The sequence below is a fragment of the Streptomyces sp. 11-1-2 genome, from assembly GCF_003595545.1.
In the GTDB taxonomy this organism is placed as follows: domain Bacteria; phylum Actinomycetota; class Actinomycetes; order Streptomycetales; family Streptomycetaceae; genus Streptomyces; species Streptomyces hygroscopicus_B.
The window spans coordinates 7853421-7878215 of sequence record NZ_CP022545.1; the positions used below are offsets into that span (position 1 = coordinate 7853421).

Annotated in this window: 12 protein-coding genes, 1 tRNA gene and 3 rRNA genes; 13 read left to right on the top strand and 3 right to left on the bottom strand. The window is 66.8% G+C overall.

Features of this window, described 5'->3' with window-relative positions; genetic code table 11:
• Positions 1 to 68: 68 nt before the first annotated feature.
• From CGL27_RS33840 to CGL27_RS33855, 4 genes are read left to right on the top strand one after another with little or no spacing between them, the layout of a single operon-like run.
• Positions 69 to 2324: a polyribonucleotide nucleotidyltransferase gene (locus CGL27_RS33840; protein ID WP_119991697.1), complete on the top strand. Its 2256-nt coding sequence runs from the start codon at positions 69 to 71 to the stop codon at positions 2322 to 2324.
• A complete protein-coding gene (locus CGL27_RS33845) occupies positions 2321 to 3700 on the top strand; it encodes a pitrilysin family protein (protein WP_078644117.1) in 1380 nt (459 codons plus the stop codon). The genes CGL27_RS33840 and CGL27_RS33845 overlap by 4 nt, the downstream gene beginning before the upstream one ends.
• 39 nt (positions 3701 to 3739) lie before the next feature.
• Positions 3740 to 4492, top strand: coding sequence for a 4-hydroxy-tetrahydrodipicolinate reductase (gene dapB / locus CGL27_RS33850; RefSeq protein WP_078644119.1), 753 nt, complete (start codon positions 3740 to 3742; stop codon positions 4490 to 4492).
• Between the two features lie 10 nt (positions 4493 to 4502).
• Positions 4503 to 4964, top strand: a complete 462-nt coding sequence (locus tag CGL27_RS33855) for a tetratricopeptide repeat protein (RefSeq protein ID WP_078644121.1) — start codon at positions 4503 to 4505, stop codon at positions 4962 to 4964.
• A 27-nt stretch (positions 4965 to 4991) separates the two neighbouring features.
• Here CGL27_RS33855 and CGL27_RS33860 read toward each other — a convergent pair whose 3' ends face one another.
• Both CGL27_RS33860 and CGL27_RS33865 read right to left on the bottom strand, forming a co-directional pair.
• Positions 4992 to 5543, bottom strand: coding sequence for a PH domain-containing protein (locus CGL27_RS33860; RefSeq protein WP_119991698.1), 552 nt, complete (start codon positions 5541 to 5543; stop codon positions 4992 to 4994).
• A gap of 65 nt (positions 5544 to 5608) precedes the next feature.
• On the bottom strand, positions 5609 to 5851 hold the full coding sequence (locus CGL27_RS33865; protein WP_078644124.1) for a hypothetical protein: 243 nt from the start codon (positions 5849 to 5851) through the stop codon (positions 5609 to 5611).
• 178 nt (positions 5852 to 6029) lie between these two features.
• Between CGL27_RS33865 and thyX the strand changes: the two genes are divergently transcribed.
• The 8 genes from thyX to CGL27_RS33910 all read left to right on the top strand — a co-directional run bounded on the left by thyX (position 6030) and on the right by CGL27_RS33910 (position 16271).
• Positions 6030 to 6770 carry an FAD-dependent thymidylate synthase gene (thyX, locus tag CGL27_RS33870; RefSeq protein ID WP_078644125.1) on the top strand — a complete coding sequence of 247 codons (741 nt, stop codon included), beginning with the start codon at positions 6030 to 6032 and terminating at the stop codon, positions 6768 to 6770.
• Between the two features lie 198 nt (positions 6771 to 6968).
• Complete coding sequence (gene dapA / locus CGL27_RS33875) at positions 6969 to 7868, top strand: 4-hydroxy-tetrahydrodipicolinate synthase (protein WP_078644127.1); 900 nt, start codon at positions 6969 to 6971, stop codon at positions 7866 to 7868.
• A gap of 124 nt (positions 7869 to 7992) precedes the next feature.
• Complete coding sequence (locus CGL27_RS33880; protein WP_078644128.1) at positions 7993 to 9678, top strand: ribonuclease J; 1686 nt, start codon at positions 7993 to 7995, stop codon at positions 9676 to 9678.
• Positions 9679 to 10188: 510 nt separating this feature from the next.
• A 16S ribosomal RNA gene (locus tag CGL27_RS33890) occupies positions 10189 to 11715 on the top strand.
• Between the two features lie 284 nt (positions 11716 to 11999).
• A 23S ribosomal RNA gene (locus tag CGL27_RS33895) occupies positions 12000 to 15121 on the top strand.
• A gap of 95 nt (positions 15122 to 15216) precedes the next feature.
• A 5S ribosomal RNA gene (gene rrf, locus CGL27_RS33900) occupies positions 15217 to 15333 on the top strand.
• Together the 16S, 23S and 5S rRNA genes form the textbook arrangement of a ribosomal RNA operon.
• 105 nt (positions 15334 to 15438) lie before the next feature.
• Positions 15439 to 16137, top strand: coding sequence for a DegT/DnrJ/EryC1/StrS family aminotransferase (locus CGL27_RS33905; protein ID WP_078647700.1), 699 nt, complete (start codon positions 15439 to 15441; stop codon positions 16135 to 16137).
• 61 nt (positions 16138 to 16198) lie between these two features.
• Positions 16199 to 16271, top strand: a tRNA-Thr gene (locus CGL27_RS33910).
• A gap of 89 nt (positions 16272 to 16360) precedes the next feature.
• On the opposite strand, the gene CGL27_RS33915 is transcribed toward CGL27_RS33910, so the two are convergent.
• A complete protein-coding gene (locus CGL27_RS33915; protein ID WP_119991699.1) occupies positions 16361 to 18988 on the bottom strand; it encodes a SpoIIE family protein phosphatase in 2628 nt (875 codons plus the stop codon).
• A gap of 250 nt (positions 18989 to 19238) precedes the next feature.
• Between CGL27_RS33915 and CGL27_RS33920 the strand changes: the two genes are divergently transcribed.
• Entirely contained in the window at positions 19239 to 24794 is a 5556-nt protein-coding gene (locus CGL27_RS33920; RefSeq protein ID WP_119991700.1) for a HAMP domain-containing protein, read from the top strand.
• Position 24795 lies beyond the last annotated feature (1 nt).

Sequence of the window (24795 nt, forward strand, 5' to 3'; positions counted from 1 at the left end):
CCAGGGGCGCTGCTCCACCACCGTCCACCGTCACACGGACGAGGGACGCAGAAGAGGAGATTTCCCTGGTGGAGAACGAGACCCACTACGCCGAAGCAGTCATCGACAACGGCACCTTCGGCACCCGCACCATCCGTTTCGAGACGGGCCGCCTGGCCCGTCAGGCCGCCGGTTCGGCCGTGGCCTACCTGGACGACGACACCATGGTGCTGTCGGCCACCACCGTTTCCAAGAACCCCAAGGACCAGCTCGACTTCTTCCCGCTCACGGTCGACGTCGAGGAGCGGATGTACGCGGCGGGGCGCATCCCCGGCTCGTTCTTCCGCCGTGAGGGCCGTCCCTCCGAGGACGCGATCCTCACCTGCCGTCTGATCGACCGCCCGCTGCGCCCGTCCTTCAAGAAGGGCCTGCGCAACGAGATCCAGGTCGTCGAGACGATCATGGCGCTCAACCCCGACCACCTCTACGACGTGGTCGCGATCAACGCCGCCTCCTGCTCCACGCAGCTCGCCGGGCTGCCCTTCTCCGGCCCCATCGGCGGTACCCGCGTCGCTCTGATCAAGGGCCAGTGGGTGGCCTTCCCGACCCACTCCGAGCTGGAGGAGGCCGTCTTCGACATGGTCGTCGCCGGCCGGGTGCTGGAAGACGGCGATGTCGCGATCATGATGGTCGAGGCCGAGGCCACCGACAAGACCATCCAGCTGGTCAAGGATGGCGCCGAGGCTCCCACCGAGGAGATCGTCGCCGCCGGCCTGGAGGCGTCCAAGCCCTTCATCAAGGTCCTGTGCAAGGCGCAGGCGGACCTCGCCGCCAAGGCGGCCAAGCCGACCGCCGAGTTCCCGATCTTCCTCGACTTCCAGGACGACATCCTGGAGGCGCTGGCCGCCGCCGTCCGCGACGAGCTGGCCCAGGCGCTGACCATCGCCGGCAAGCAGGAGCGCGAGACCGAGCTGGACAGGGTCAAGGGCCTGGCCGCCGAGAAGCTGCTGCCGCAGTTCGAGGGGCGCGAGAAGGAGATCTCCGCCGCGTACCGCGCGCTGACCAAGACCCTGGTGCGCGAGCGCGTCATCAAGGAGAAGAAGCGCATCGACGGCCGCGGCGTCACGGACATCCGTACGCTCGCCGCCGAGGTCGAGGCGATTCCGCGGGTCCACGGCTCGGCGCTGTTCGAGCGCGGCGAGACCCAGATCCTGGGCGTCACCACGCTGAACATGCTCCGCATGGAGCAGCAGCTGGACACGCTCGCGCCCGAGACGCGCAAGCGCTACATGCACAACTACAACTTCCCGCCGTACTCCACCGGTGAGACCGGCCGCGTCGGCTCCCCCAAGCGCCGCGAGATCGGCCACGGCGCCCTGGCCGAGCGCGCGCTGCTGCCGGTGCTGCCGACGCGCGAGGAGTTCCCGTACGCCATCCGCCAGGTCTCCGAGGCGCTCAGCTCCAACGGCTCGACCTCCATGGGGTCGGTCTGCGCCTCGACGATGTCGCTGCTCAACGCCGGTGTGCCGCTGAAGGCGCCGGTCGCGGGCATCGCCATGGGCCTGATCTCCCAGGAGATCGACGGCGAGACCCACTACGTCACCCTCACCGACATCCTCGGTGCGGAGGACGCGTTCGGCGACATGGACTTCAAGGTCGCCGGCACCAAGCAGTTCGTCACCGCGCTGCAGCTGGACACCAAGCTGGACGGCATTCCGGCGTCCGTGCTGGCCGCGGCCCTCAAGCAGGCCCGCGACGCCCGGCTGCACATCCTCGATGTGATGAACGAGGCCATCGACGTCCCGGACGAGATGTCCCCCAACGCGCCGCGGATCATCACCGTCAAGATCCCGGTCGACAAGATCGGTGAGGTCATCGGCCCCAAGGGCAAGATGATCAACCAGATCCAGGAGGACACCGGCGCCGACATCACCATCGAGGACGACGGCACCATCTACATCGGTGCCGCCGACGGCCCGGCCGCCGAGGCCGCCCGCGCGACCATCAACGGCATCGCCAACCCGACCATGCCGGAGGTCGGCGAGCGCTACCTGGGCACGGTCGTGAAGACCACCACCTTCGGTGCCTTCGTCTCCCTGCTCCCGGGCAAGGACGGCCTGCTGCACATCTCGCAGATCCGCAAGCTGGCCGGTGGCAAGCGCGTGGAGAACGTCGAGGACGTGCTGAAGGTCGGCGCCAAGGTCCAGGTCGAGATCGCCGAGATCGACCAGCGCGGCAAGCTCTCCCTCATCCCGGTCCTCGAGGGCGAAGAGGGCTCGGACGCGGATGCGGACGAGGCGAGCGCCGAAGCGCAGCCCCAGACGAAGGACGAAGCCGCCAAGTGACGTCCCGCGACGACGAGACGACGGCCCGCACCTCCTCGGAGGCGCGGGCCGTCGCCCGTACCCAAACGCTTCTCGAGGGCGAGAACGGCATCGGCACGGTCCGCAGGACGACCCTCCCCGGGGGCTTGCGCGTCGTCACCGAGACCCTCCCGTCCGTGCGCTCGGCGACCTTCGGCATCTGGGCGCACGTCGGCTCGCGCGACGAGACCCCGACGCTCGGCGGGGCCACCCACTATCTGGAGCATCTGCTCTTCAAGGGCACCCGGCGGCGCAGCGCGCTGGACATCTCCGCCGCCATCGACGAGGTCGGCGGCGAGATGAACGCGTTCACCGCCAAGGAGTACACCTGCTACTACGCGCGGGTACTCGACACCGATCTGCCGCTGGCCATCGACGTCGTCTGCGACATGCTGACCGGCTCGGTGATCGGCGCGGCGGACGTGGACGCGGAACGCGGTGTCGTCCTCGAAGAGATCGCGATGACCGAGGACGACCCGGGCGACTGTGTGCACGACCTGTTCGCCCACACCATGCTCGGCGACACCCCGCTCGGCCGCCCGGTCCTGGGCACCGTCGACACCGTCAACGCCCTGGGCCGCGACCAGATCGCCCGCTTCTACCGGAAGCACTACGACCCGACACACCTGGTCGTCGCCGCCGCGGGCAATGTGGACCACGACGACGTGGTGCGCCAGGTGCACGCGGCGTTCGACGGGGCGGGCGCCCTGTCCCGTACCGACGCGGTCCCGGTCGCCCCGCGCTCAGGCATTCGTGCGATCCGTACGGCGGGCAAGGTCGGGCTGCTGAACCGCAAGACCGAGCAGGCCCATGTCGTCCTCGGCATGCCGGGCATCCCGCGCACCGACGACCGCCGCTGGGCGCTCGGGGTGCTCAACACCGCGCTCGGCGGGGGTATGAGCTCCCGGCTCTTCCAGGAGGTCCGGGAGAAGCGCGGGCTCGCCTACAGCGTCTACTCCTACACCTCCAGCTTCGCCGACTGCGGACTCTTCGGCGTCTACGCCGGCTGCCGTCCGAACCAGGTGCACGACGTCCTCAAGATCTGCCGCGACGAGCTCACCCAGGTCGCGGAGAACGGCCTGAGCGACGAGGAGCTGCGGCGCGCCGTCGGCCAGCTCGCCGGCTCCACCGTGCTGGGCCTGGAGGACACCGGCGCGCTGATGAACCGGATCGGCAAGAGCGAGCTGTGCTGGGGCGAGCAGATGTCGGTGGACGACATGCTCGAGCGGATCGCGGCGGTCACCCCGGACGAGGTGCGCGAGGTGGCGCGCGATGTACTGGGACAGCGTCCTTCGCTGTCCGTCATCGGCCCGCTGAAGGAGAAGCAGGCGGCCCGTCTGGACGAGGCCGTCGCCTAGCCCGTGCCGAAGCCTCCCGGATCGAAGGAAACAGGATCGATGAGCAAGCTGCGTGTGGCCGTCCTCGGCGCCAAGGGCCGGATCGGCGCCGAGGCCGTACGAGCCGTGGAGGCCGCCGAGGACCTGGAGCTGGTCGCCGCGCTGGGGCGGGGCGACGGGCTCGAGACCCTGGTCGAGACGGGCGCCGAGGTGGCGGTCGAGCTCACCGAACCGGCCTCGGTGATGGACAACCTCGAGTTCTGCGTCCGCCACGGCATCCACGGCGTCGTCGGCACCACCGGCTGGACGGACGAGCGCCTGGCGCGGCTGGGCGGCTGGCTCGACGCCTCGCCGACCACCGGCGTGCTCATCGCGCCGAACTTCTCCATCGGTGCCGTGCTGACCATGCGGTTCGCCCGCCAGGCCGCCCGGTTCTTCGAATCGGTCGAGGTCATCGAGCTGCACCACCCCAACAAGGTGGACGCTCCCTCCGGTACGGCCGCGCGCACCGCGCAGCTCATCGCCGAGGCCCGGCGGGAGGCCGGCTGCGCCCCGCAGCCGGACGCCACCACCACGGCGCTCGACGGCGCGCGGGGCGCCGACGTGGACGGGGTGCCGGTGCACTCGGTGCGGCTGCGCGGGCTCCTCGCCCATCAGGAGGTCCTGCTGGGCGGCGAGGGCGAAACGCTCACCATCCGCCATGACTCCACCCACCACAGCAGCTTCATGCCCGGCATCCTGCTCGGCGTCCGCCGCGTGGTGACCACCCCCGGCCTGACCTTCGGCCTGGAACACTTCCTGGATCTGGACTGAGGGCACAGCGGTGCGCGCAAAGATCACGTATTTCGTTCTCGCGGCCGTCCTGGTCGTCTACTTCGTGCTGGTCGGCGACCGCGGGGTGCTGCTGATCCGGGAGGGCACCCCGGTCACGATCGTCTTCGGCCTGGCGGTGCTGGTGATGCCCCTCATCGGCGTCTGGTTCCTGTGGCAGACCACGCAGTTCGCGCGGAGCGCGGACCAGCTCGCCCGGGAGCTGGAGGCGGAGGGCGGCCTCCCGGTCGACGAGCTGGTACGGACGCCCGGCGGGCGGATCGACCGGGACTCGGCGGACGCCGTCTTCGCCAAGCGCCGGGCCGAGACGGAGCAGTCGCCGGACGACTGGCGGTCCTGGTTCCGGCTCGCCGTGGCGTACCACGACGCCCGGGACACCGCTCGCGCCCGTAAGGCGATGCAGCGCGCCATCGCCCTGCACGACGGCAAGCCGGTGCGGGCGGCCGGGGGCTGACCCCGGGGCCACCCGCGGCGGTACGGCTCAGCGGTGGGCGGCGGCCCAGCCCTCGATCGTGTCGGCGGCCCGCTCGAAGCTCTCCACATGGCCCAGGAAGTCGGCGCCATGGGTGGTGAACATGGTGTCCGGCGCCCCGCCGCGCACCGGTTCGAGCAGCACCGCCTGGCCCTGGACGGTCCGCGGCAGGCCCAGCCACCGGACCGGCTGCTGGACCGTGCGTATCGCGGCGATGTCCTGCCACCGCACGGTGGTGCTGCGGACGAGGCCGATCCGGCGCAACCCCTGGGCGCTCACCTCGACGCCGATGCGCACCAGCCTTACGGCTGTCACGATCATCAGAGCCCCGACGGCGACGCAGATGCCCGCCGCGGGCAGCGATCCCGCCATCGCGATGATCATGGCGGAGAAGAGGACGTACGAGGCGAGCAGGAGCAGAAGAGCGGTGCCCCCGACCCTCCAGGGCCCCGGTCGGTAAGGACGGCGCCAGCGGTCCCGGTCTTCGTAGCCGAGCGGGTCCGCTCCGGCCGCCGCGTCTTCATCGTGGGCGCGGTCGGCGGTCAGGAAGGGCAGGGGCACGGAAGGTCCTCACTCACACACATGTCCGGATGGGCCTGTGCTGGGTGAGGCTATCCCAGCGCCGGTCAGCGTCCGTCGGACGCCTCGGGCCGCTGGATCTGTTGGGTGGGGTGCGACTGGCTGTCGAGGGCGGGCATCCCGAACATCAGCGAGCCGATGAACCCCGCGATGATCGTGAGCCCGATCAGAGTCCGCCCGGCTATCTGGGACGGTGTGGCGCGGGGGCGGGACGGTGGGGTGACATTGCTGCGGAAACGGTCGGCTTCGGCGACGAAGGCGAACGGCACGGGCTCTCGCCGGCGGAACATCTGCGGGCTCTCCTTGGAACCTCGAACGTGAGTACTTCAATGTGTAGGACGTGTGAATCAGCGATTGGGTGCCCTGATCCGTCCACTTTCTGTCAGAAAGTTTGGCGGAGCGGGACTGTCGGTGGTGGCCCGTAAGCTGGGCGCCGCCCCGAGCGATGCACCACGGAAGGACCCGCGCGTGACCGAGATCCCCGCCGAGACCGAGAAGGCCGGCTTCCGCAGCGATGTGACCGTCGAGCTGGTCAAGCACAGCGCCGCCGACTCCGATGTGCTGTGGGCCGCGCGGGTGTCGACCGCGGGCGAGCAGTCCCTCGAGGAGCTCACCAAGGACCCGGAGCGCTCCAAGGGGCTGATCAACTTCCTGATGCGGGACCGCCACGGCAGCCCGTTCGAGCACAACTCGATGACCTTCTTCATCAGCGCCCCGATCTTCGTCTTCCGCGAGTTCATGCGGCACCGCGTGGGCTGGTCGTACAACGAGGAGTCCGGCCGCTACCGCCGCCTGGAGCCGGTGTTCTACGTGCCGGGGGAGGCGCGCAAGCTGGTCCAGCAGGGCCGCCCGGGGAAGTACGAGTTCGTCGAGGGCACCGCGGCGCAGCACGAGCTGACCGGCCGGGTGATGGAGGACGCGTACCGCCATGCGTACGAGGCGTACCAGGAGATGCTGGCCGCGGGAGTGGCCCGCGAGGTGGCCCGTTCGGTGCTGCCGGTCGGCCTGTTCTCCTCGATGTACGCGACCTGCAACGCCCGCTCGCTGATGCACTTCCTCGGCCTGCGCACCCAGCACGAGCAGGCAGCGGTGCCCTCGTTCCCGCAGCGGGAGATCGAGATGGTGGGCGAGAAGATGGAGGCGGCCTGGTCGCGGCTGATGCCGCTCACCCACGCGGCCTTCAACGCCAACGGCCGAGTGGCCCCGTAGCCCGGGCCGGGCCCGCTCCCCGGACGGATCACCGGGCGAAGTGTCCGTATTGCGGCGTTTCGAGAAGTTCATCTAGGCTGAACAAACGGGCCCGGCACTGCTTGAACCCCCGAGCAGGCAGTGCCGGGTCCCATCTCTTCGCTCCGTCCGCCGCCCCGAGCGAGCGCCGTGGGGCACGCTACGAGTAGCGTGGGCCCCATGGCACCGACATCCACATCGCAGACCCCTTTCGGGCGGGTGCTGACCGCCATGGTCACGCCATTCACCGCTGACGGCGCACTCGATCTCGATGGCGCCCAGCGACTCGCCGTTCATCTGGTGGACGCCGGCAATGACGGCCTGATCGTCAACGGCACCACCGGCGAGTCCCCGACCACCAGCGATGCGGAGAAAGCCCAGCTCGTACGCGCCGTGGTGGAGGCGGTCGGGGACCGCGCCCACGTCGTGGCCGGAGCCGGTACCAATGACACCCGGCACAGTGTCGAGCTCGCCCGCGCGGCCGAGCAGGCCGGTGCCCACGGGCTGCTGGCGGTCACGCCGTACTACAGCAAGCCTCCGCAGGAAGGTCTCCTCCGGCACTTCACCGCCATCGCCGACGCCACCGGCCTGCCGGTCATGCTCTACGACATCCCGGGCCGCAGCGGTGTCCCGATCGGCACCGAGACCATCGTCCGGCTCGCCGAGCACCCGCGCATCGTGGCCAACAAGGACGCCAAGGGCGACCTCGGACGCGCCAGCTGGGCCATCGCCCGCTCGCGCCTCGCCTGGTACTCCGGCGACGACATGCTGAACCTGCCGCTGCTGTCGGTCGGCGCGGTCGGCTTCGTCTCCGTGGTCGGCCACCTGGTCAGCCCCGAGCTGCGGGCGATGCTGGAGGCCCATCTCGCGGGCGACGTCGCGAAGGCAACGGAGATCCACCAGAAGCTGCTGCCGGTCTTCACCGGCATGTTCCGCACCCAGGGAGTGATCACGGCCAAGGCCGCGCTCGCCCTTCAGGGCCAGCCCGCCGGGCCGCTGCGCCTGCCGCTGGTCGAGCTGACCGCCGAGGAAACGGAACAGCTGAAGCGCGATCTCGCCGCGGGCGGGGTACAGCTCTAAGCAAAGAGGCGATTGGTCGCACCTTCATACTTCACAACTGCATACAGACACATCAGCAAGTGCACGAATGTCACGCGCGCCATGTGCCCAGGGGGCATGTGGCGTGTGTGGTGAGGAGAGTCTTTTGAGTCATCCGCATCCTGAGCTTGGCCCTCCGCCGAAGCTCCCCGAGGGCGGCCTGCGTATCACCCCGCTCGGCGGCCTCGGTGAGATCGGCCGGAACATGACGGTCTTCGAGTACGGTGGCCGGCTGCTGATCGTCGACTGCGGGGTGCTCTTCCCCGAGGAGGAGCAGCCCGGAGTCGACCTGATCCTGCCGGACTTCACATCCATCCGGGACCGCCTCGACGACATCGACGGCATCGTCCTGACCCACGGGCACGAGGACCACATCGGCGGCGTCCCCTTCCTGCTGCGCGAGAAGCCCGACATCCCGCTGATCGGCTCCAAGCTGACCCTCGCCCTGATCGAGGCGAAGCTGCAGGAGCACCGGATCCGCCCGTACACCCTCGAGGTCGAGGAGGGGCACCGCGAGCGGATCGGCCCCTTCGAGTGCGAGTTCATCGCGGTCAACCACTCCATCCCGGACGCCCTCGCGGTCGCCATCCGCACCCCGGCCGGCATGGCGGTGCACACCGGCGACTTCAAGATGGACCAGCTGCCGCTGGACGGCCGCCTCACGGATCTGCCCGCCTTCGCCAAGCTCGGCGAGGAGGGCATCGATCTGCTCCTGGTGGACTCCACCAACGCCGAGGTCCCCGGGTTCGTACCGCCCGAGCGCGATATCTCCGGCGTACTGCGCCAGGTCTTCGGCAACGCGCAGAAGCGCATCATCGTCGCCAGCTTCGCCAGCCATGTGCACCGCATCCAGCAAATCCTCGACGCGGCGCATGAGTACGGACGCAGGGTCGCCTTCGTCGGCCGCTCGATGGTCCGCAACATGGGCATCGCACGTGACCTCGGCTATCTGCGGGTGCCGGCCGGTCTCGTGGTGGATGTGAAGACCCTCGACGACCTACCGGACGACGAGGTGGTGCTCGTCTGCACGGGCTCCCAGGGCGAGCCGATGGCCGCGCTGTCCCGGATGGCCAACCGCGATCACCAGATCCGGATCGTCCAGGGCGACACGGTGATCCTGGCCTCGTCGCTGATCCCCGGCAATGAGAACGCGGTCTACCGGGTCATCAACGGACTGACGCGATGGGGCGCCACGGTCGTCCACAAGGGCAACGCCAAGGTCCATGTCTCCGGCCACGCCTCGGCCGGCGAGCTGCTGTACTTCTACAACATCTGCAAGCCCAAGAACCTGATGCCGGTGCACGGCGAATGGCGCCATCTGCGCGCCAACGCCGAGCTGGGCGCCTTGACCGGGGTTCCGAAGAACCGTTGCGTCATCGCCGAGGACGGTGTCGTGGTCGACCTTGTGGACGGCATCGCCAAGATCGTCGGCAAGGTGCAGGCGGGATACGTGTACGTGGACGGCCTCTCGGTCGGCGATGTCACGGAATCCTCGCTCAAGGACCGCCGCATCCTCGGCGAGGAGGGCATCATCTCGATCTTCGTGGTCGTCGACAGTTCGACCGGCAAGGTCGTGGGTGGCCCGCATATCCACGCAAGGGGCTCCGGGATCGAGGACTCGGCCTTCACCGCGGTCATCCCGAAGATCGAGGATGCCCTGGTGAAGTCGGCCTCCGACGGGGTCGTGGACGCGCATCAGCTCCAGCAGTTGGCGCGGCGCGCGGTCGGTAAGTGGGTCTCCGACAGCTACCGACGGCGCCCGATGATCCTTCCTGTGGTCGTCGAGGTCTGACGTCTGGTCTGACACCTCCTCAGCACCACACCGGCGCTGAACACCCGGCGGGGCTCCTCGATTTGCATCGAGGAGCCCCGCTCCAGTACGTTTACGGCTCCGCCAGAGGGGAACCCGGAGGACTCAACGGTCTCCGGAGGAGCCCACCGGCGGGGGTGGAAATCGACTCAGAGAAATTCTGATAAAGTCGGGGACACCGAAAGGGAAGGCCCTCCAACGGCCACCGGAAACGGAATTCGGACCGGAAACGGAACGGAAAACGGATCTGGTAAGGTTGGAAACACCGAAGGGAAGCGCCCGGAGAGACCGGTGAAACGGTTTCAAAGGAAGCGTCCGTTCCTTGAGAACTCAACAGCGTGCCAAAAGTCAACGCCAGATATGTTGATACCCCGTCCATCTCGGACGAGGTTCCTTTGGAAAAATACACAGCGAGGACGCTGTGAGCGGACTGGATTATTCCTCCGGTCTGCTCCGCTCTCGTGACTGTGTGACCGGGATATCCCGGAAGCATTCACGGAGAGTTTGATCCTGGCTCAGGACGAACGCTGGCGGCGTGCTTAACACATGCAAGTCGAACGATGAACCGGTTTCGGCCGGGGATTAGTGGCGAACGGGTGAGTAACACGTGGGCAATCTGCCCTGCACTCTGGGACAAGCCCTGGAAACGGGGTCTAATACCGGATATGACACGCTCCCGCATGGGATGCGTGTGGAAAGCTCCGGCGGTGCAGGATGAGCCCGCGGCCTATCAGCTTGTTGGTGGGGTGATGGCCTACCAAGGCGACGACGGGTAGCCGGCCTGAGAGGGCGACCGGCCACACTGGGACTGAGACACGGCCCAGACTCCTACGGGAGGCAGCAGTGGGGAATATTGCACAATGGGCGAAAGCCTGATGCAGCGACGCCGCGTGAGGGATGACGGCCTTCGGGTTGTAAACCTCTTTCAGCAGGGAAGAAGCGAGAGTGACGGTACCTGCAGAAGAAGCGCCGGCTAACTACGTGCCAGCAGCCGCGGTAATACGTAGGGCGCAAGCGTTGTCCGGAATTATTGGGCGTAAAGAGCTCGTAGGCGGCTTGTCGCGTCGGATGTGAAAGCCCGGAGCTTAACTCCGGGTCTGCATTCGATACGGGCAGGCTAGAGTTCGGTAGGGGAGATCGGAATTCCTGGTGTAGCGGTGAAATGCGCAGATATCAGGAGGAACACCGGTGGCGAAGGCGGATCTCTGGGCCGACACTGACGCTGAGGAGCGAAAGCGTGGGGAGCGAACAGGATTAGATACCCTGGTAGTCCACGCCGTAAACGTTGGGAACTAGGTGTGGGCGACATTCCACGTTGTCCGCGCCGCAGCTAACGCATTAAGTTCCCCGCCTGGGGAGTACGGCCGCAAGGCTAAAACTCAAAGGAATTGACGGGGGCCCGCACAAGCGGCGGAGCATGTGGCTTAATTCGACGCAACGCGAAGAACCTTACCAAGGCTTGACATACACCGGAAACCTCTGGAGACAGGGGCCCCCTTGTGGTCGGTGTACAGGTGGTGCATGGCTGTCGTCAGCTCGTGTCGTGAGATGTTGGGTTAAGTCCCGCAACGAGCGCAACCCTTGTTCTGTGTTGCCAGCATGCCTTTCGGGGTGATGGGGACTCACAGGAGACTGCCGGGGTCAACTCGGAGGAAGGTGGGGACGACGTCAAGTCATCATGCCCCTTATGTCTTGGGCTGCACACGTGCTACAATGGCCGGTACAATGAGCTGCGAAGCCGTGAGGTGGAGCGAATCTCAAAAAGCCGGTCTCAGTTCGGATTGGGGTCTGCAACTCGACCCCATGAAGTCGGAGTCGCTAGTAATCGCAGATCAGCATTGCTGCGGTGAATACGTTCCCGGGCCTTGTACACACCGCCCGTCACGTCACGAAAGTCGGTAACACCCGAAGCCGGTGGCCCAACCCTTGTGGGGGGAGCCGTCGAAGGTGGGACTGGCGATTGGGACGAAGTCGTAACAAGGTAGCCGTACCGGAAGGTGCGGCTGGATCACCTCCTTTCTAAGGAGCACATAGCCGACTGCGAGCGCATGTCTCGCACGGTTTGCTCATGGGTGGAACGTTGACTATTCGGTATCGTCTGGATGCTCTTCTCTGTTAGTACTGCTTCGGCGTGGACCACAGAGTGAGCAGAAAAATGATGCCGGGCACGCTGTTGGGTGTCTGAGGGTACGGGCTGGAAAGTTGCCTGTTCCTTCGGCCGGTCCCGGTGAACCGCACGGTGAGTGTGGGTGACGGGGTACGGGTCGTTGTTTGAGAACTGCACAGTGGACGCGAGCATCTGTGGCCAAGTTTTTAAGGGCGCACGGTGGATGCCTTGGCACCAGGAACCGATGAAGGACGTGGGAGGCCGCGATAGGCCCCGGGGAGCTGTCAACCGAGCTTTGATCCGGGGGTGTCCGAATGGGGAAACCCGGCAGTCGTCATGGGCTGTCACCCATACCTGAACACATAGGGTATGTGGAGGGAACGCGGGGAAGTGAAACATCTCAGTACCCGCAGGAAGAGAAAACAACCGTGATTCCGGGAGTAGTGGCGAGCGAAACTGGATGAGGCTAAACCGTATGTGTGTGATACCCGGCAGGGGTTGCGCATACGGGGTTGTGGGAGTGAACTTCAGTCGTCTGCCGGCGGCTGGGTGAGTCAGAAACCATTGCGATAGGCGAAGGACATGCGAAAGGTCCGGCGTAGAGGGTAAGACCCCCGTAGCTGAAATCGTAGTGGCTTGCTTGTTCATTTCCCAAGTAGCACGGGGCCCGAGAAATCCTGTGTGAATCTGGCGGGACCACCCGCTAAGCCTAAATATTCCCTGGTGACCGATAGCGGATAGTACCGTGAGGGAATGGTGAAAAGTACCGCGGGAGCGGAGTGAAATAGTACCTGAAACCGTGTGCCTACAAGCCGTGGGAGCGTCGCCGTGTTCTTCGGAGCACGGTCGTGACTGCGTGCCTTTTGAAGAATGAGCCTGCGAGTTTGCGGTGTGTTGCGAGGTTAACCCGTGTGGGGAAGCCGTAGCGAAAGCGAGTCCGAATAGGGCGGTTTAGTAGCGCGCTCAAGACCCGAAGCGGAGTGATCTAGCCATGGGCAGGTTGAAGCGGAGGTAAGACTTCGTGGAGGACCGAACCCACCAGGGTTGAAAACCTGGGGGATGACCTGTGGTTAGGGGTGAAAGGCCAATCAAACTCCGTGATAGCTGGTTCTCCCCGAAATGCATTTAGGTGCAGCGTCGTGTGTTTCTTGCCGGAGGTAGAGCACTGGATAGGCGATGGGCCCTACCGGGTTACTGACCTTAGCCAAACTCCGAATGCCGGTAAGTGAGAGCGCGGCAGTGAGACTGTGGGGGATAAGCTCCATGGTCGAGAGGGAAACAGCCCAGAGCATCGACTAAGGCCCCTAAGCGTACGCTAAGTGGGAAAGGATGTGGAGTCGCAGAGACAACCAGGAGGTTGGCTTAGAAGCAGCCATCCTTGAAAGAGTGCGTAATAGCTCACTGGTCAAGTGATTCCGCGCCGACAATGTAGCGGGGCTCAAGCGTACCGCCGAAGTCGTGTCATTGCAGCATGTGGTCTAACGATCGCTGTGATGGGTAGGGGAGCGTCGTGTGCCGGGTGAAGCAGCCGTGTAAGCGAGTTGTGGATGGTTCACGAGTGAGAATGCAGGCATGAGTAGCGATACACACGTGGGAAACGTGTGCGCCGATTGACTAAGGGTTCCTGGGTCAAGCTGATCTGCCCAGGGTAAGTCGGGACCTAAGGCGAGGCCGACAGGCGTAGTCGATGGACAACCGGTTGATATTCCGGTACCCGCTTTGAAGCGCCAACGTCGAACCAGGCGATGCTAAGTCCGTGAAGCCGCCCTGATCTCTTCGGAGTTGAGGGGAGTGGTGGAGCCGACGGTCCAGACCTGTAGTAGGTGAGTGATGGGGTGACGCAGGAAGGTAGTCCAGCCCGGGCGGTGGTTGTCCCGGGGTAAGGGTGTAGCCCGAGGAGTAGGTAAATCCGTTCCTCATTGAAGGGTGAGACCTGATGCCGAGCCGATTGTGGTGAAGTGGATGATCCTATGCTGTCGAGAAAAGCCTCTAGCGAGTTTCATGGCGGCCCGTACCCTAAACCGACTCAGGTGGTCAGGTAGAGAATACCGAGGCGTTCGGGTGAACTATGGTTAAGGAACTCGGCAAAATGCCCCCGTAACTTCGGGAGAAGGGGGGCCATTGCTGGTGATGGGATTTTCTCCTTGAGCTGGTGGTGGCCGCAGAGACCAGCGAGAAGCGACTGTTTACTAAAAACACAGGTCCGTGCGAAGCCGTAAGGCGATGTATACGGACTGACGCCTGCCCGGTGCTGGAACGTTAAGGGGACCGGTTAGTCACATTTCGGTGTGGCGAAGCTGAGAACTTAAGCGCCAGTAAACGGCGGTGGTAACTATAACCATCCTAAGGTAGCGAAATTCCTTGTCGGGTAAGTTCCGACCTGCACGAATGGCGTAACGACTTCTCGACTGTCTCAACCATAGGCCCGGTGAAATTGCACTACGAGTAAAGATGCTCGTTTCGCGCAGCAGGACGGAAAGACCCCGGGACCTTTACTATAGCTTGATATTGGTGTTCGGTTCGGCTTGTGTAGGATAGGTGGGAGACTGTGAAGCCGCAACGCCAGTTGTGGTGGAGTCATTGTTGAAATACCACTCTGGTCGTGCTGGATGTCTAACCTGGGTCCGTGATCCGGATCAGGGACAGTGTCTGGTGGGTAGTTTAACTGGGGCGGTTGCCTCCTAAAGGGTAACGGAGGCGCCCAAAGGTTCCCTCAGCCTGGTTGGCAATCAGGTGTTGAGTGTAAGTGCACAAGGGAGCTTGACTGTGAGACCGACGGGTCGAGCAGGGACGAAAGTCGGGACTAGTGATCCGGCGGTGGCTTGTGGAAGCGCCGTCGCTCAACGGATAAAAGGTACCCCGGGGATAACAGGCTGATCTTCCCCAAGAGTCCATATCGACGGGATGGTTTGGCACCTCGATGTCGGCTCGTCGCATCCTGGGGCTGGAGTCGGTCCCAAGGGTTGGGCTGTTCGCCCATTAAAGCGGTACGCGAGCTGGGTTTAGAACGTCGTGAGACAGTTCGGTCCCTATCCGCTGTGCGCGTAGGAGTCTTGAGAAGGGCTGTCCCTAGTACGAGAGGACCGGGACGGACGAACCTCTGGTGTGCCAGTTGTCCTGCCAAGGGCATGGCTGGTTGGCTACGTTCGGGAGGGATAACCGCTGAAAGCATCTAAGCGGGAAGCCTGCTTCGAGATGAGGACTCCCACCCACTTGATGGGTTAAGGCTCCCAGTAGACGACTGGGTTGATAGGCCAGATATGGAAGCCGGGTAACTGGTGGAGTTGACTGGTACTAATAGGCCGAGGGCTTGTCCTCAGGTGCTCGCGTCCACTGTGTTGGTTCTGAAGCAATGAACCGTATTGAACCCCCCTTCTTGTTTGGGGTGTGGTTCCGGTTCAGTTTCATAGTGTTTCGGTGGTCATAGCGTTAGGGAAACGCCCGGTTACATTTCGAACCCGGAAGCTAAGCCTTTCAGCGCCGATGGTACTGCAGGGGGGACCCTGTGGGAGAGTAGGACACCGCCGAACAAATATTGCAAAGAGCCCTGTCGGGACTTCGGTCACCGACAGGGCTCTTCTGCTGTTGTGTTGTGGGCTACTCGGTGTTCATGTTGCCTGGGCAACATGCCGCTCATGGGGACACCTACGGATGAGCTGCTGCATGAGTTGACCCGGGCGCGTGTGCGGCCGGGCGACGAGGTAATCGTGCCGGCCTACGGCACTCCTGAGGCCGCTGAAGCGGTGCTGCTGGCCGGTGCCAGGCCAGTGTTCGTGGACATCGACGCCCATACCTACTGCATAGACCCGGCTGCGGTGGCCGAGGCGCTGACGCCCCGGACCGCGGCCATCGTGGCCATTCACACCTTCGGACATCCCGCCGACATGGGGGCCCTCACCGACCTGGGTCAGCGGCACGGCGTGCTGGTGATCGGATACGGGTCGGCCGGTGAGCCCGCCGGGGAGATTCTGCGGCGGCAGGCCAACGCGGCCTATCTGGACGGAAAGTTGCGCGGAGTTCTCACGCCGCCGGTCGCGCCCGGCGTGGAACACACCTATCAGCAGTACGTCGTCAGGGTCCCCGGCAACGGCCGGCCGGACCGGGACGCCTTCGCCCGCACGCTGCGTTCTCGCGGCGTCGTATGCCATGTGCCCGTGCAGACACCCGCGCATCGCACCGCGCGCTTCCGGCGCGATCTGTGGCTCGCGGAGACCGAGCGGGCGGCCGATGAATGCCTGGCACTGCCCGTCGATCCGACCATGTCGCGGCGGGAGTTGCAGCGCGTGGTCTCGGCCTGCAACGCGCTGGGCGGGCTGTTGCAGTCAGCCGCCTGAGGCACGGGGGCGAGTGGTCGGGAGCGTACCCGAGTTCGGGTATGATCTATCCCGTCGACGCGCCCCAATAGCTCAGTCGGCAGAGCGTCTCCATGGTAAGGAGAAGGTCTACGGTTCGATTCCGTATTGGGGCTCTCCTGCGAAAGGCCCCCGCCATATGGCGGGGGCCTTTCGTCATATTCGGGCATTGCGCCGGGGCTCCCAGTCCCCCCCGGCCCCCGCCTCAGGAATCGGCGGGCTCGGGCACGCGCATCGCCAGGATCGCCATGTCGTCCGACGGCGGCTCCGCCGCGAAGCGCTCCACGGCCCGCAGCACCCGGGCGGCCACCGCGCCCGCCGTAAGGCCGGTACAGGTCGTGAGGACGTCGATAAGGCCGTCGTCGCCGAGCATCCTGGTGCCCTCGCGTCGCTCCGTCACCCCGTCGGTGACGCACAGCAGCACATCGCCCGGGTCGAGCGTCACCGTCTGCTCGTACAGCTCGAGGTCCTCCATGACGCCGAGCAGCGGCTGGGGCTCGGCCGCCGCCTCCACGCTGCCGTCCTGGCGCAGCCGGAGCGGCAGGGGGTGTCCGGCGCAGACGACCTTGAGCACCGCGCTGCCGTCGTGCTGCGGCCACAACTCCCCGTAGAGGAGGGTCAGGAAGCGGCTGCGGGCGCCCTCGTCGAGAATGGCCGCGTTGAGCCGCTCCAGGACCGCCGGGCCCCCGAAACCCTCGCGGGCGAGCAGCCGCAGGGCGTGCCGGGCGAGTCCGGTGACCGCGGCGGCCTCCGGTCCGGTGCCGCAGACGTCGCCGATGGCGAAGCCGTACGCCCCGTCGCGGATCGGGAAGAGGTCGTAGAAGTCGCCGCCGACCTCATTGCCCTCGCCCGCCGCGCGGTAGATGACCTCGACCTCGACTCCGGGGACCTCGGGCTGCTCGGGCGGCAGCAGACTGCGCTGCAGGGACTGGCTGATGGCGGTGCGCTCCGAGTAGAGCCGCGCGTTGTCCAGCGCGAGCGCGGCCCGGCGGGAGAGGTCCTCGGCGAGCTCCAGGTTCTCCTGGCGGAAGTGCTCGTCGGTGGGCTTGCCGAGGATGAGCATGCCGATGACGCGGTTACGGGCCACCAGGGGCAGTACGACCGTCTCCCCGCCGACCGCGGAGGCGGTCGCGAGCGAGGCGCCGGGGCCGGAGGAGGGGCGGGCGGAGTCGCCGAGGCTGAGGCTGCGCAGCGAGGTGCGCAGGGCGGCGGCGTGGGCCGCGTCATAGGGGCCGGACCAGCTGCGGGCCCCGCCGGTGGGAACCTGCTCCGGTGGGTCGATCTTCATCAGCAGGGCCTTGAGGCCGTCGATGCGGTCCTCGTCCTCGTGCAGGACGTACGACAGCTCGGGCTCGGACGCCTGGTCGGCGACCGTATAGACGGCGCACCAACTGGCCAGCGTGGGCACCGTCATCTGGGCCATCAGCGCCAGCGTCTGGTCGCGGTCCAGGGTGCCCGCGAGGAGGTCGGACGCCTCGACGAGGAAGGACAGCGAGCCGCGGCGCAGCCGCTCCAGCTCGGTGAGGCGGGCGCGCTCGACGGCGAGGGCGATGCGGTCGGCGGCGAACTGCAGCCGCAGGGCCTCTTCGTTGCTGTAGCGGGCCGGGGACTCGGCGGCGACGCCGAGCGAGCCGGTGAGCCGGCCCTCGACCTTCAGCGGGACGGTGACGACGGAGCGCATCCCCGTGTTCACCAGCAGTGGAACGGCGCCGGGCACCGCGGACAGATCCTCGTGGACCGCGGGCATCCGGGCCGAGCCGTAGCGGCCGGTGCCCGCTTCGACGGGGACGCGGGCGAAGCGCTGGCGGGCGGAGGGCAGCCCGGTGGAGGCGCGGACCTCCAACTCGGTCTCGTCGTCGGTGGCGAGCAGCAGATAGGCGGCGTCGCCGTCGAGCATGTCACGGGCCCGCTCGACGGTGCGCTGGAGCAGACCGTCGAGGTCGTCGGGGGCCGGGGAGCCGATGAAGACCTCGAAGGCGTCGGTGGCCTGGCCCCGGTCAGAGGTGTCGGCGGTGTCGGCATTCGTACCGCGCATCGGGCTCTGCAGTACGGCGCGCTCGCGTTCGCCCACCAGCAGACAGACGGTGGACGGCTCGCCCTCGGCGTCGCGGATGCGCAGATGGGAGGCGTAGACGGGGGCGACCCGGCCGTCGGCGCCGCGGATGCCGTAGGAGCCCTCCCAGCGTGAGAGCAGGAGCGCCTCGGCGACGCCGGTGCCCGTGCCGGGGGTGTGCGGCCACGCCGCGAGGTCGGTCAGCGGCTTGCCGATGACCTGCTCCGGTGGGTAGCCGAACAGCTCCTGGGCGTCGTCGTTCCAGGAGCTGATCAGACCGCCGCTGTCGACCTGGACGACCCCGACCCGGACCCGGGCGTCGGCGATGGGCAGGGCGCTGGAGGGCAGGGCGGGCCCGGCCGCTCGGGTCCCGGCCGGGCGGTCGGGGAAATCGAGCTGGAACCAGACCTGCTTGTGGGTTGCGGTGTACTCGACGCCCCAGCGGCCGGCGAGGGCCGCGCACAGCAGCAGGCCGCGGCCGCCCTCGCGGTCGGGGTTTCCGAAGTGGTGGCCGCCGTTGCTCTGCAGCGGGACCTCGCGCTCGGGGTAGCGGTCGGCGACCTCGACGCGCACGCCGGTGTCGGCGCGGATGCACACCACATCGGCGGTGGTACCGGCGTGCACCACCGCGTTGGTGACAAGTTCGCTGGTCAGGACGACGGCGTCGTCCACGATGTCGGTGAGGCCCCACCCCTGGAGGGTGTCCCGGACAAAAGTGCGGGCGGCGGCGACCGAGCGTCCCACCGGCTCGAAGGTGGCGGCTGCCCGCGCGGTGATCACAGGTCTCCTCATATGTGTCTCGGCGAACTGCTCACCCATGTCGCAGCGCCCCTCCGATGCCCTGGCCGGTTGCCAGGTTACTTACCACCGGCGCCCGCGCGAATGCCGGTCGGCCTCGATTCCCCCCAGAGTGGGCGTTCGGGGTGTGGGATGCTGCCGAACTGTTATGGCCTGGTTGGGGCATGGTGAAACACTGGGCAAGCTGGAAGAAGAACCCGACGAGGATGGTCAACCCTGCGGGAGGGACACGGTGGAGTCTGGCGCAGCGGCGCGGGGCACGAATACGCGCGCGAAAGGCGGACGGTCCCGGAGCAATGGGACGACTGAAGTGGATACGGCGGCCCTGAACCGGCTGCTGACCGCGATGACGGCGATGCGGGACGGGAACTTCCGCAAACGGCTCACGGTCTCGGGCGAGGGCGTGATGGCCGAGATCGCCGCGGTTTTCAACGAGGTCGCGGATCGCAATCTGCAGCTCACCGGTGAGCTGACCCGGGTGCGGCGGGTGGTCGGCCGCGAGGGCAAGCTCACCGAGCGGCTGGAGACCGGCGCCTGTGAGGGCCAGTGGGCCGCGGCCATTGACGCGTCCAACGCCCTGGTGGACGATCTTGTGCGGCCGGTGTCCGAGGTGGGCCGGGTGCTGTCGGCGGTCGCCGAGGGCGATCTCGAGCAGCGCATGGACCTGCGGGCGCAGGGCGCCGATGGATCGGGGCATCCCCTGCGGGGCGAGTTCCTGAAGGTGGGGCGCACGGTCAACGGCCTGGTGGACCAGCTCTCGGCGTTCACCGACGAGGTGACGCGGGTCGCGAGTGAGGTCGGCACCGAGGGCAAGCTGGGCGGCCAGGCCCGAGTGCGTGGAATGTCGGGTTCGTGGAAGGACCTCACGGAGTCCGTCAACACGATGGCCTCCCGGCTCACCGCCCAGGTGCGTGATATCGCTCTCGTGACGACGGCGGTGGCCAAGGGTGATCTGTCCCGGAAGGTCACGGTTCATGTGTCCGGGGAGATGCTCGAGCTGAAGGAAACCGTCAACACGATGGTGGACCAGCTCTCCTCGTTCGCCTCCGAGGTGACCCGGGTCGCCCGTGAGGTGGGCACCGAGGGCGAGCTGGGCGGCCAGGCGAAGGTTCCGGGCGTCGCGGGCGTCTGGAAGGACCTGACCGACTCCGTCAACCTCATGGCGGGGAACCTGACCGCGCAGGTGCGCGGGATCGCCCAGGTCACCACTGCGGTCGCCAATGGTGATCTGTCGCAGAAGGTGACGGTGAGCGCACGCGGCGAGGTCGCGCAGCTGGCCGACACGATCAACACCATGACCGAGACGCTGCGTACCTTCGCGGACGAGGTCACGCGGGTGGCCAGCGAGGTCGGCGCCGAGGGGCTGCTGGGCGGCCAGGCGCAGGTGCCGGGTGCGGCGGGGACGTGGAAGGACCTCACCGATTCGGTGAACACCGCGTTCCGGAACCTCACCGCGCAGGTGCGGGACATCGCGCAGGTGACGACGGCGGTGGCGAACGGTGATCTGTCGCAGAAGGTCACCGTGGATGTGGCCGGCGAGATGCTGGAGCTGAAGAACACCACCAACACGATGGTCGACCAGCTGCAGTCCTTCGGCGCCGAGGTGACGCGGGTGGCCCGGGAGATCGGCGTCGAGGGCGAGCTGGGCGGCCAGGCGCAGGTGCCGGGTGCGGCGGGAACGTGGAAGGACCTCACCGATTCGGTGAACACGGCCTTCCGGAACCTCACCGGACAGGTGCGCAACATCGCCCAGGTGACGACGGCGGTGGCGAACGGCGATCTGTCGCAGAAGGTCACCGTCGATGTCTCCGGTGAGATGCTCAAGCTGAAGAACACCGTGAACACCATGGTGGACCAGTTGTCCTCGTTCGCCGACCAGGTCACCAGGATGGCGCGGGACGTGGGCACCGAGGGCCGGCTGGGCGGTCAGGCCCGGGTGGACGGGGTCAGCGGCGTCTGGAAGGACCTGACCGACTCCGTCAACTCCATGGCGGGGAACCTGACCGCGCAGGTGCGCGGTATCGCCCAGGTGACGACGGCGGTCGCGCGCGGTGATCTGTCGCAGAAGATCGAGGTGGACGCGCGCGGCGAGATCCTGGAGCTGAAGAACACCATCAACACGATGGTCGACCAGCTCTCCGCCTTCGCCGAGCAGGTGACCCGCGTGGCCCGCGAGGTGGGTACGGACGGTCGGCTGGGCGGTCAGGCGCAGGTGCCCGGTGTGGCGGGTGTGTGGCGCGATCTGACCGACTCGGTGAACGGCATGGCGGGCAATCTGACCGCCCAGGTGCGCAATATCGCGCAGGTCGCCACGGCGGTCGCGCGCGGTGACCTCTCCCAGAAGATCGACGTCGATGCGCGCGGCGAGATCCTGGAGCTCAAGAACACCCTGAACACGATGGTCGACCAGCTGTCGTCCTTCGCGGAGGAGGTCACCAGGGTCGCCCGCGAGGTGGGCACCGAGGGCCAGTTGGGCGGCCAGGCCGAGGTGCAGGGCGTCTCCGGGACGTGGAAGGACCTCACCCAGTCCGTCAACAGCATGGCCAACAACCTGACGTCCCAGGTGCGTTCGATCGCGGAGGTGACGACGGCGGTCGCCAAGGGCGATCTGTCGAAGAAGATCACCGTCGATGCCAAGGGCGAGATCCTGGAGCTGGTCACCACCGTGAACACGATGGTGGACCAGCTGTCGTCGTTCGCCGAGCAGGTCACCAGGGTGGCCCGTGAGGTGGGCACCGAGGGGCAGTTGGGCGGTCAGGCGCGGGTTCCGGGCGTGACCGGTATCTGGAAGGACCTGAGCAACAACGTCAACCTGATGGCCAACAACCTGACCATCCAGGTGCGGAACATCTCGCAGGTCTCGGCCGCGGTAGCCAACGGCGATCTGACGAAGAAGGTGACGGTCGAGGCGCGCGGCGAGGTCGCGGCGCTGGCCGACACCGTCAACACGATGGTGACGACGCTGTCCTCGTTCGCCGACGAGGTCACCCGCGTGGCCCGCGAGGTGGGCACGGACGGCATCCTGGGCGGCCAGGCGCGGGTGCCCGGCGTCTCGGGGACGTGGAAGGACCTCACCGAGTCCGTGAACTCGATGGCGTCCAACCTGACCGGACAGGTCCGCAACATCGCGATGGTCACCACGGCCATCGCCCAGGGTGATCTGACCAAGAAGATCGACATCGAGGCGCGTGGCGAGATCCTCGAGCTGAAGACGACCATCAACACGATGGTGGATCAGCTCTCGTCGTTCGCCGACCAGGTGACCCGGGTGGCCCGTGAGGTGGGCACCGAGGGCCAGCTGGGCGGCCAGGCGCGGGTGCGGGACGTGGCCGGCACCTGGAAGGACCTGACCGAGTCGGTGAACGAGATGGCCGGCAACCTGACTCGTCAGGTGCGCGCCATCGCCGAGGTCGCCACCGCGGTGACCCGCGGTGATCTCAACCTCAAGATCGATGTGGACGCCTCGGGCGAGATCCAGGTCCTCCAGGACCACATCAACACCATGATCGCCAACCTGCGCGAGACGACGCTCGCCAACAAGGAGCAGGACTGGCTCAAGGGCAACCTCGCCCGGATCTCCGGTCTCATGCAGGGACGGCGCGACCTGGAGGACGTCGCCCGGTTGATCATGAGCGAGCTGACCCCGGTGGTCTCCGCCCAGCACGGCGCGTTCTTCCTGGCCGTACCGCCGGGCGAGGGCACCGAGGTGGTCGCGGACAGCACCTCCGACGACGGCTACGAACTGCTGCTGGTCGGTTCCTACGGCTACACCCTCGGCTTGATGCCCACCCGCTTCAAGGCCGGTGAGACGCTGATCGGCACGGTCGCCGAGGAGAAGCGCCCGATCCTGGTGGAGAACGTGCCGCCGGGCTATCTCAAGATCGCCTCGGGGCTCGGCGAGGCGGCTCCGGCCCATGTGATCGTGTTGCCGGTGCTCTTCGAGGGGCAGCTGCTGGGCGTGATCGAGCTGGCCTCGTTCCAGCCCTTCGCCCAGATCCAGAAGGACTTCCTCAACCAGATCGCCGAGATGATCGGCACCAGCGTCAACACCATCAGCGTCAACACCAAGACCGAGGTGCTGCTGAAGCAGTCGCAGGAGCTGACCGAGCAGCTGCGCGAGCGGTCCGCCGAGCTGGAGAACCGGCAGAAGGCCCTCCAGGCGTCCAACGCGGAGCTGGAGGAGAAGTCCGAGCGGCTGGCCCGCCAGAACCGCGACATCGAGGTCAAGAACACCGAGATCGAGGAAGCCCGGCAGGTGCTCGAGGAGCGCGCCGAGCAGCTCGCCGTCTCGATGCGCTACAAGAGCGAGTTCCTGGCGAACATGTCGCATGAGCTGCGCACGCCGCTCAACTCGCTGCTGATCCTGGCCAAGCTGCTCGCCGACAACGCCGACGGCAATCTCTCGCCGAAGCAGGTGGAGTTCGCCGAGACCATCCACGGCGCGGGCTCGGACCTGCTGCAGCTGATCAACGACATCCTGGACCTGTCGAAGGTCGAGGCGGGCAAGATGGACGTCAGCCCGACCCGTATCGCCCTGGTCCAGCTCGTCGACTATGTGGAGGCCACCTTCCGGCCGCTGACCGCGGAGAAGGGCCTGGACTTCTCCGTAAGGGTGTCGCCGGAGCTTCCGGCGACGCTGCACACCGACGAGCAGCGGCTGCTGCAGGTGCTGCGCAACCTGCTGTCCAACGCGGTGAAGTTCACCGACAGCGGCGCCGTGGAGCTGGTCATCCGGCCGGCGGGCGCGGACGTGCCGCACGCCATCCGGGAGCAGCTGCTGGAGCACGGTGCCCTGCGCGACGCGGACGCTGACATGATCGCCTTCTCGGTCACCGACACCGGTATCGGCATCGCGGCCAGCAAGATGCGGGTGATCTTCGAGGCGTTCAAGCAGGCCGACGGCACCACCAGCCGGAAGTACGGCGGCACCGGGCTCGGCCTGTCCATCAGCCGGGAGATCGCCCGGCTGCTCGGCGGCGAGATCCACGCGGCCAGCGAACCGGGCCGCGGCTCGACCTTCACGCTCTATCTGCCGCTGCACCCCAGCGAGCTGCCGCCGCAGGGCTACCCGCAGCTCGCCCCGAGCAGCTCGCGGCCGGGCCCGCTGGCGCTCGCGGCGCTCCCCAGCGGCGTGGAGGAGACCGTGGAGGACGGGGCCGGGGCGGAGCAGGAGGGCGCACAGGACGCCTCCGACGCTTCCTCGGCGGCGCGTGGCCGTGGCGGCTCCGGGCTGTTCCGGCGGCGTCAGCGGACCGAGCAGGAGGCGTCGCGGGCCGACGAGGGGCAGTCGCCGCCGCAGGCGGAGCTGAGCGCCCGGTCGTCCGCCCGCCGCCCGGGACGGCAGTCGCAGGCTCCCGAGCCGTGGCTGCTGGGCGGCCAGGACCTGGTGGTGCCGGAGCCGGTGGGCGGCTTCCACGGCGAGAAGGTGCTGATCGTCGACGACGACATCCGTAATGTCTTCGCGCTGACCAGCGTGCTGGAGCAGCACGGGCTGCAGGTCCTGTACGCGGAGAACGGCCGGGAGGGCATCGAGGTCCTGGAGCAGCACGACGACGTCGTGCTCGTCCTGATGGACATCATGATGCCGGAGATGGACGGGTACGCCACGACGGCCGCGATCCGCAGGATGCCCCAGTTCGCCGGGCTGCCGATCATCGCCCTCACCGCGAAGGCGATGAAGGGCGACCGGGAGAAGAGCATCGAAGCGGGTGCGTCGGACTACGTCACCAAGCCGGTCGACACCGATCATCTCCTTACGGTGATGGAGCACTGGATGTCGACTGAGTGAC

Bases quoted from the DNA above. Each gene is read 5' to 3' on its own strand.
- dapB (WP_078644119.1), top strand. From the start codon at position 3,740: ATGAGCAAGCTGCGTGTGGCCGTCCTCGGCGCCAAGGGCCGGATCGGC.
- CGL27_RS33865 (WP_078644124.1), bottom strand. From the start codon at position 5,851: ATGTTCCGCCGGCGAGAGCCCGTGCCGTTCGCCTTCGTCGCCGAAGCC.
- dapA (WP_078644127.1), top strand. From the start codon at position 6,969: ATGGCACCGACATCCACATCGCAGACCCCTTTCGGGCGGGTGCTGACC.
- CGL27_RS33905 (WP_078647700.1), top strand. From the start codon at position 15,439: ATGGGGACACCTACGGATGAGCTGCTGCATGAGTTGACCCGGGCGCGT.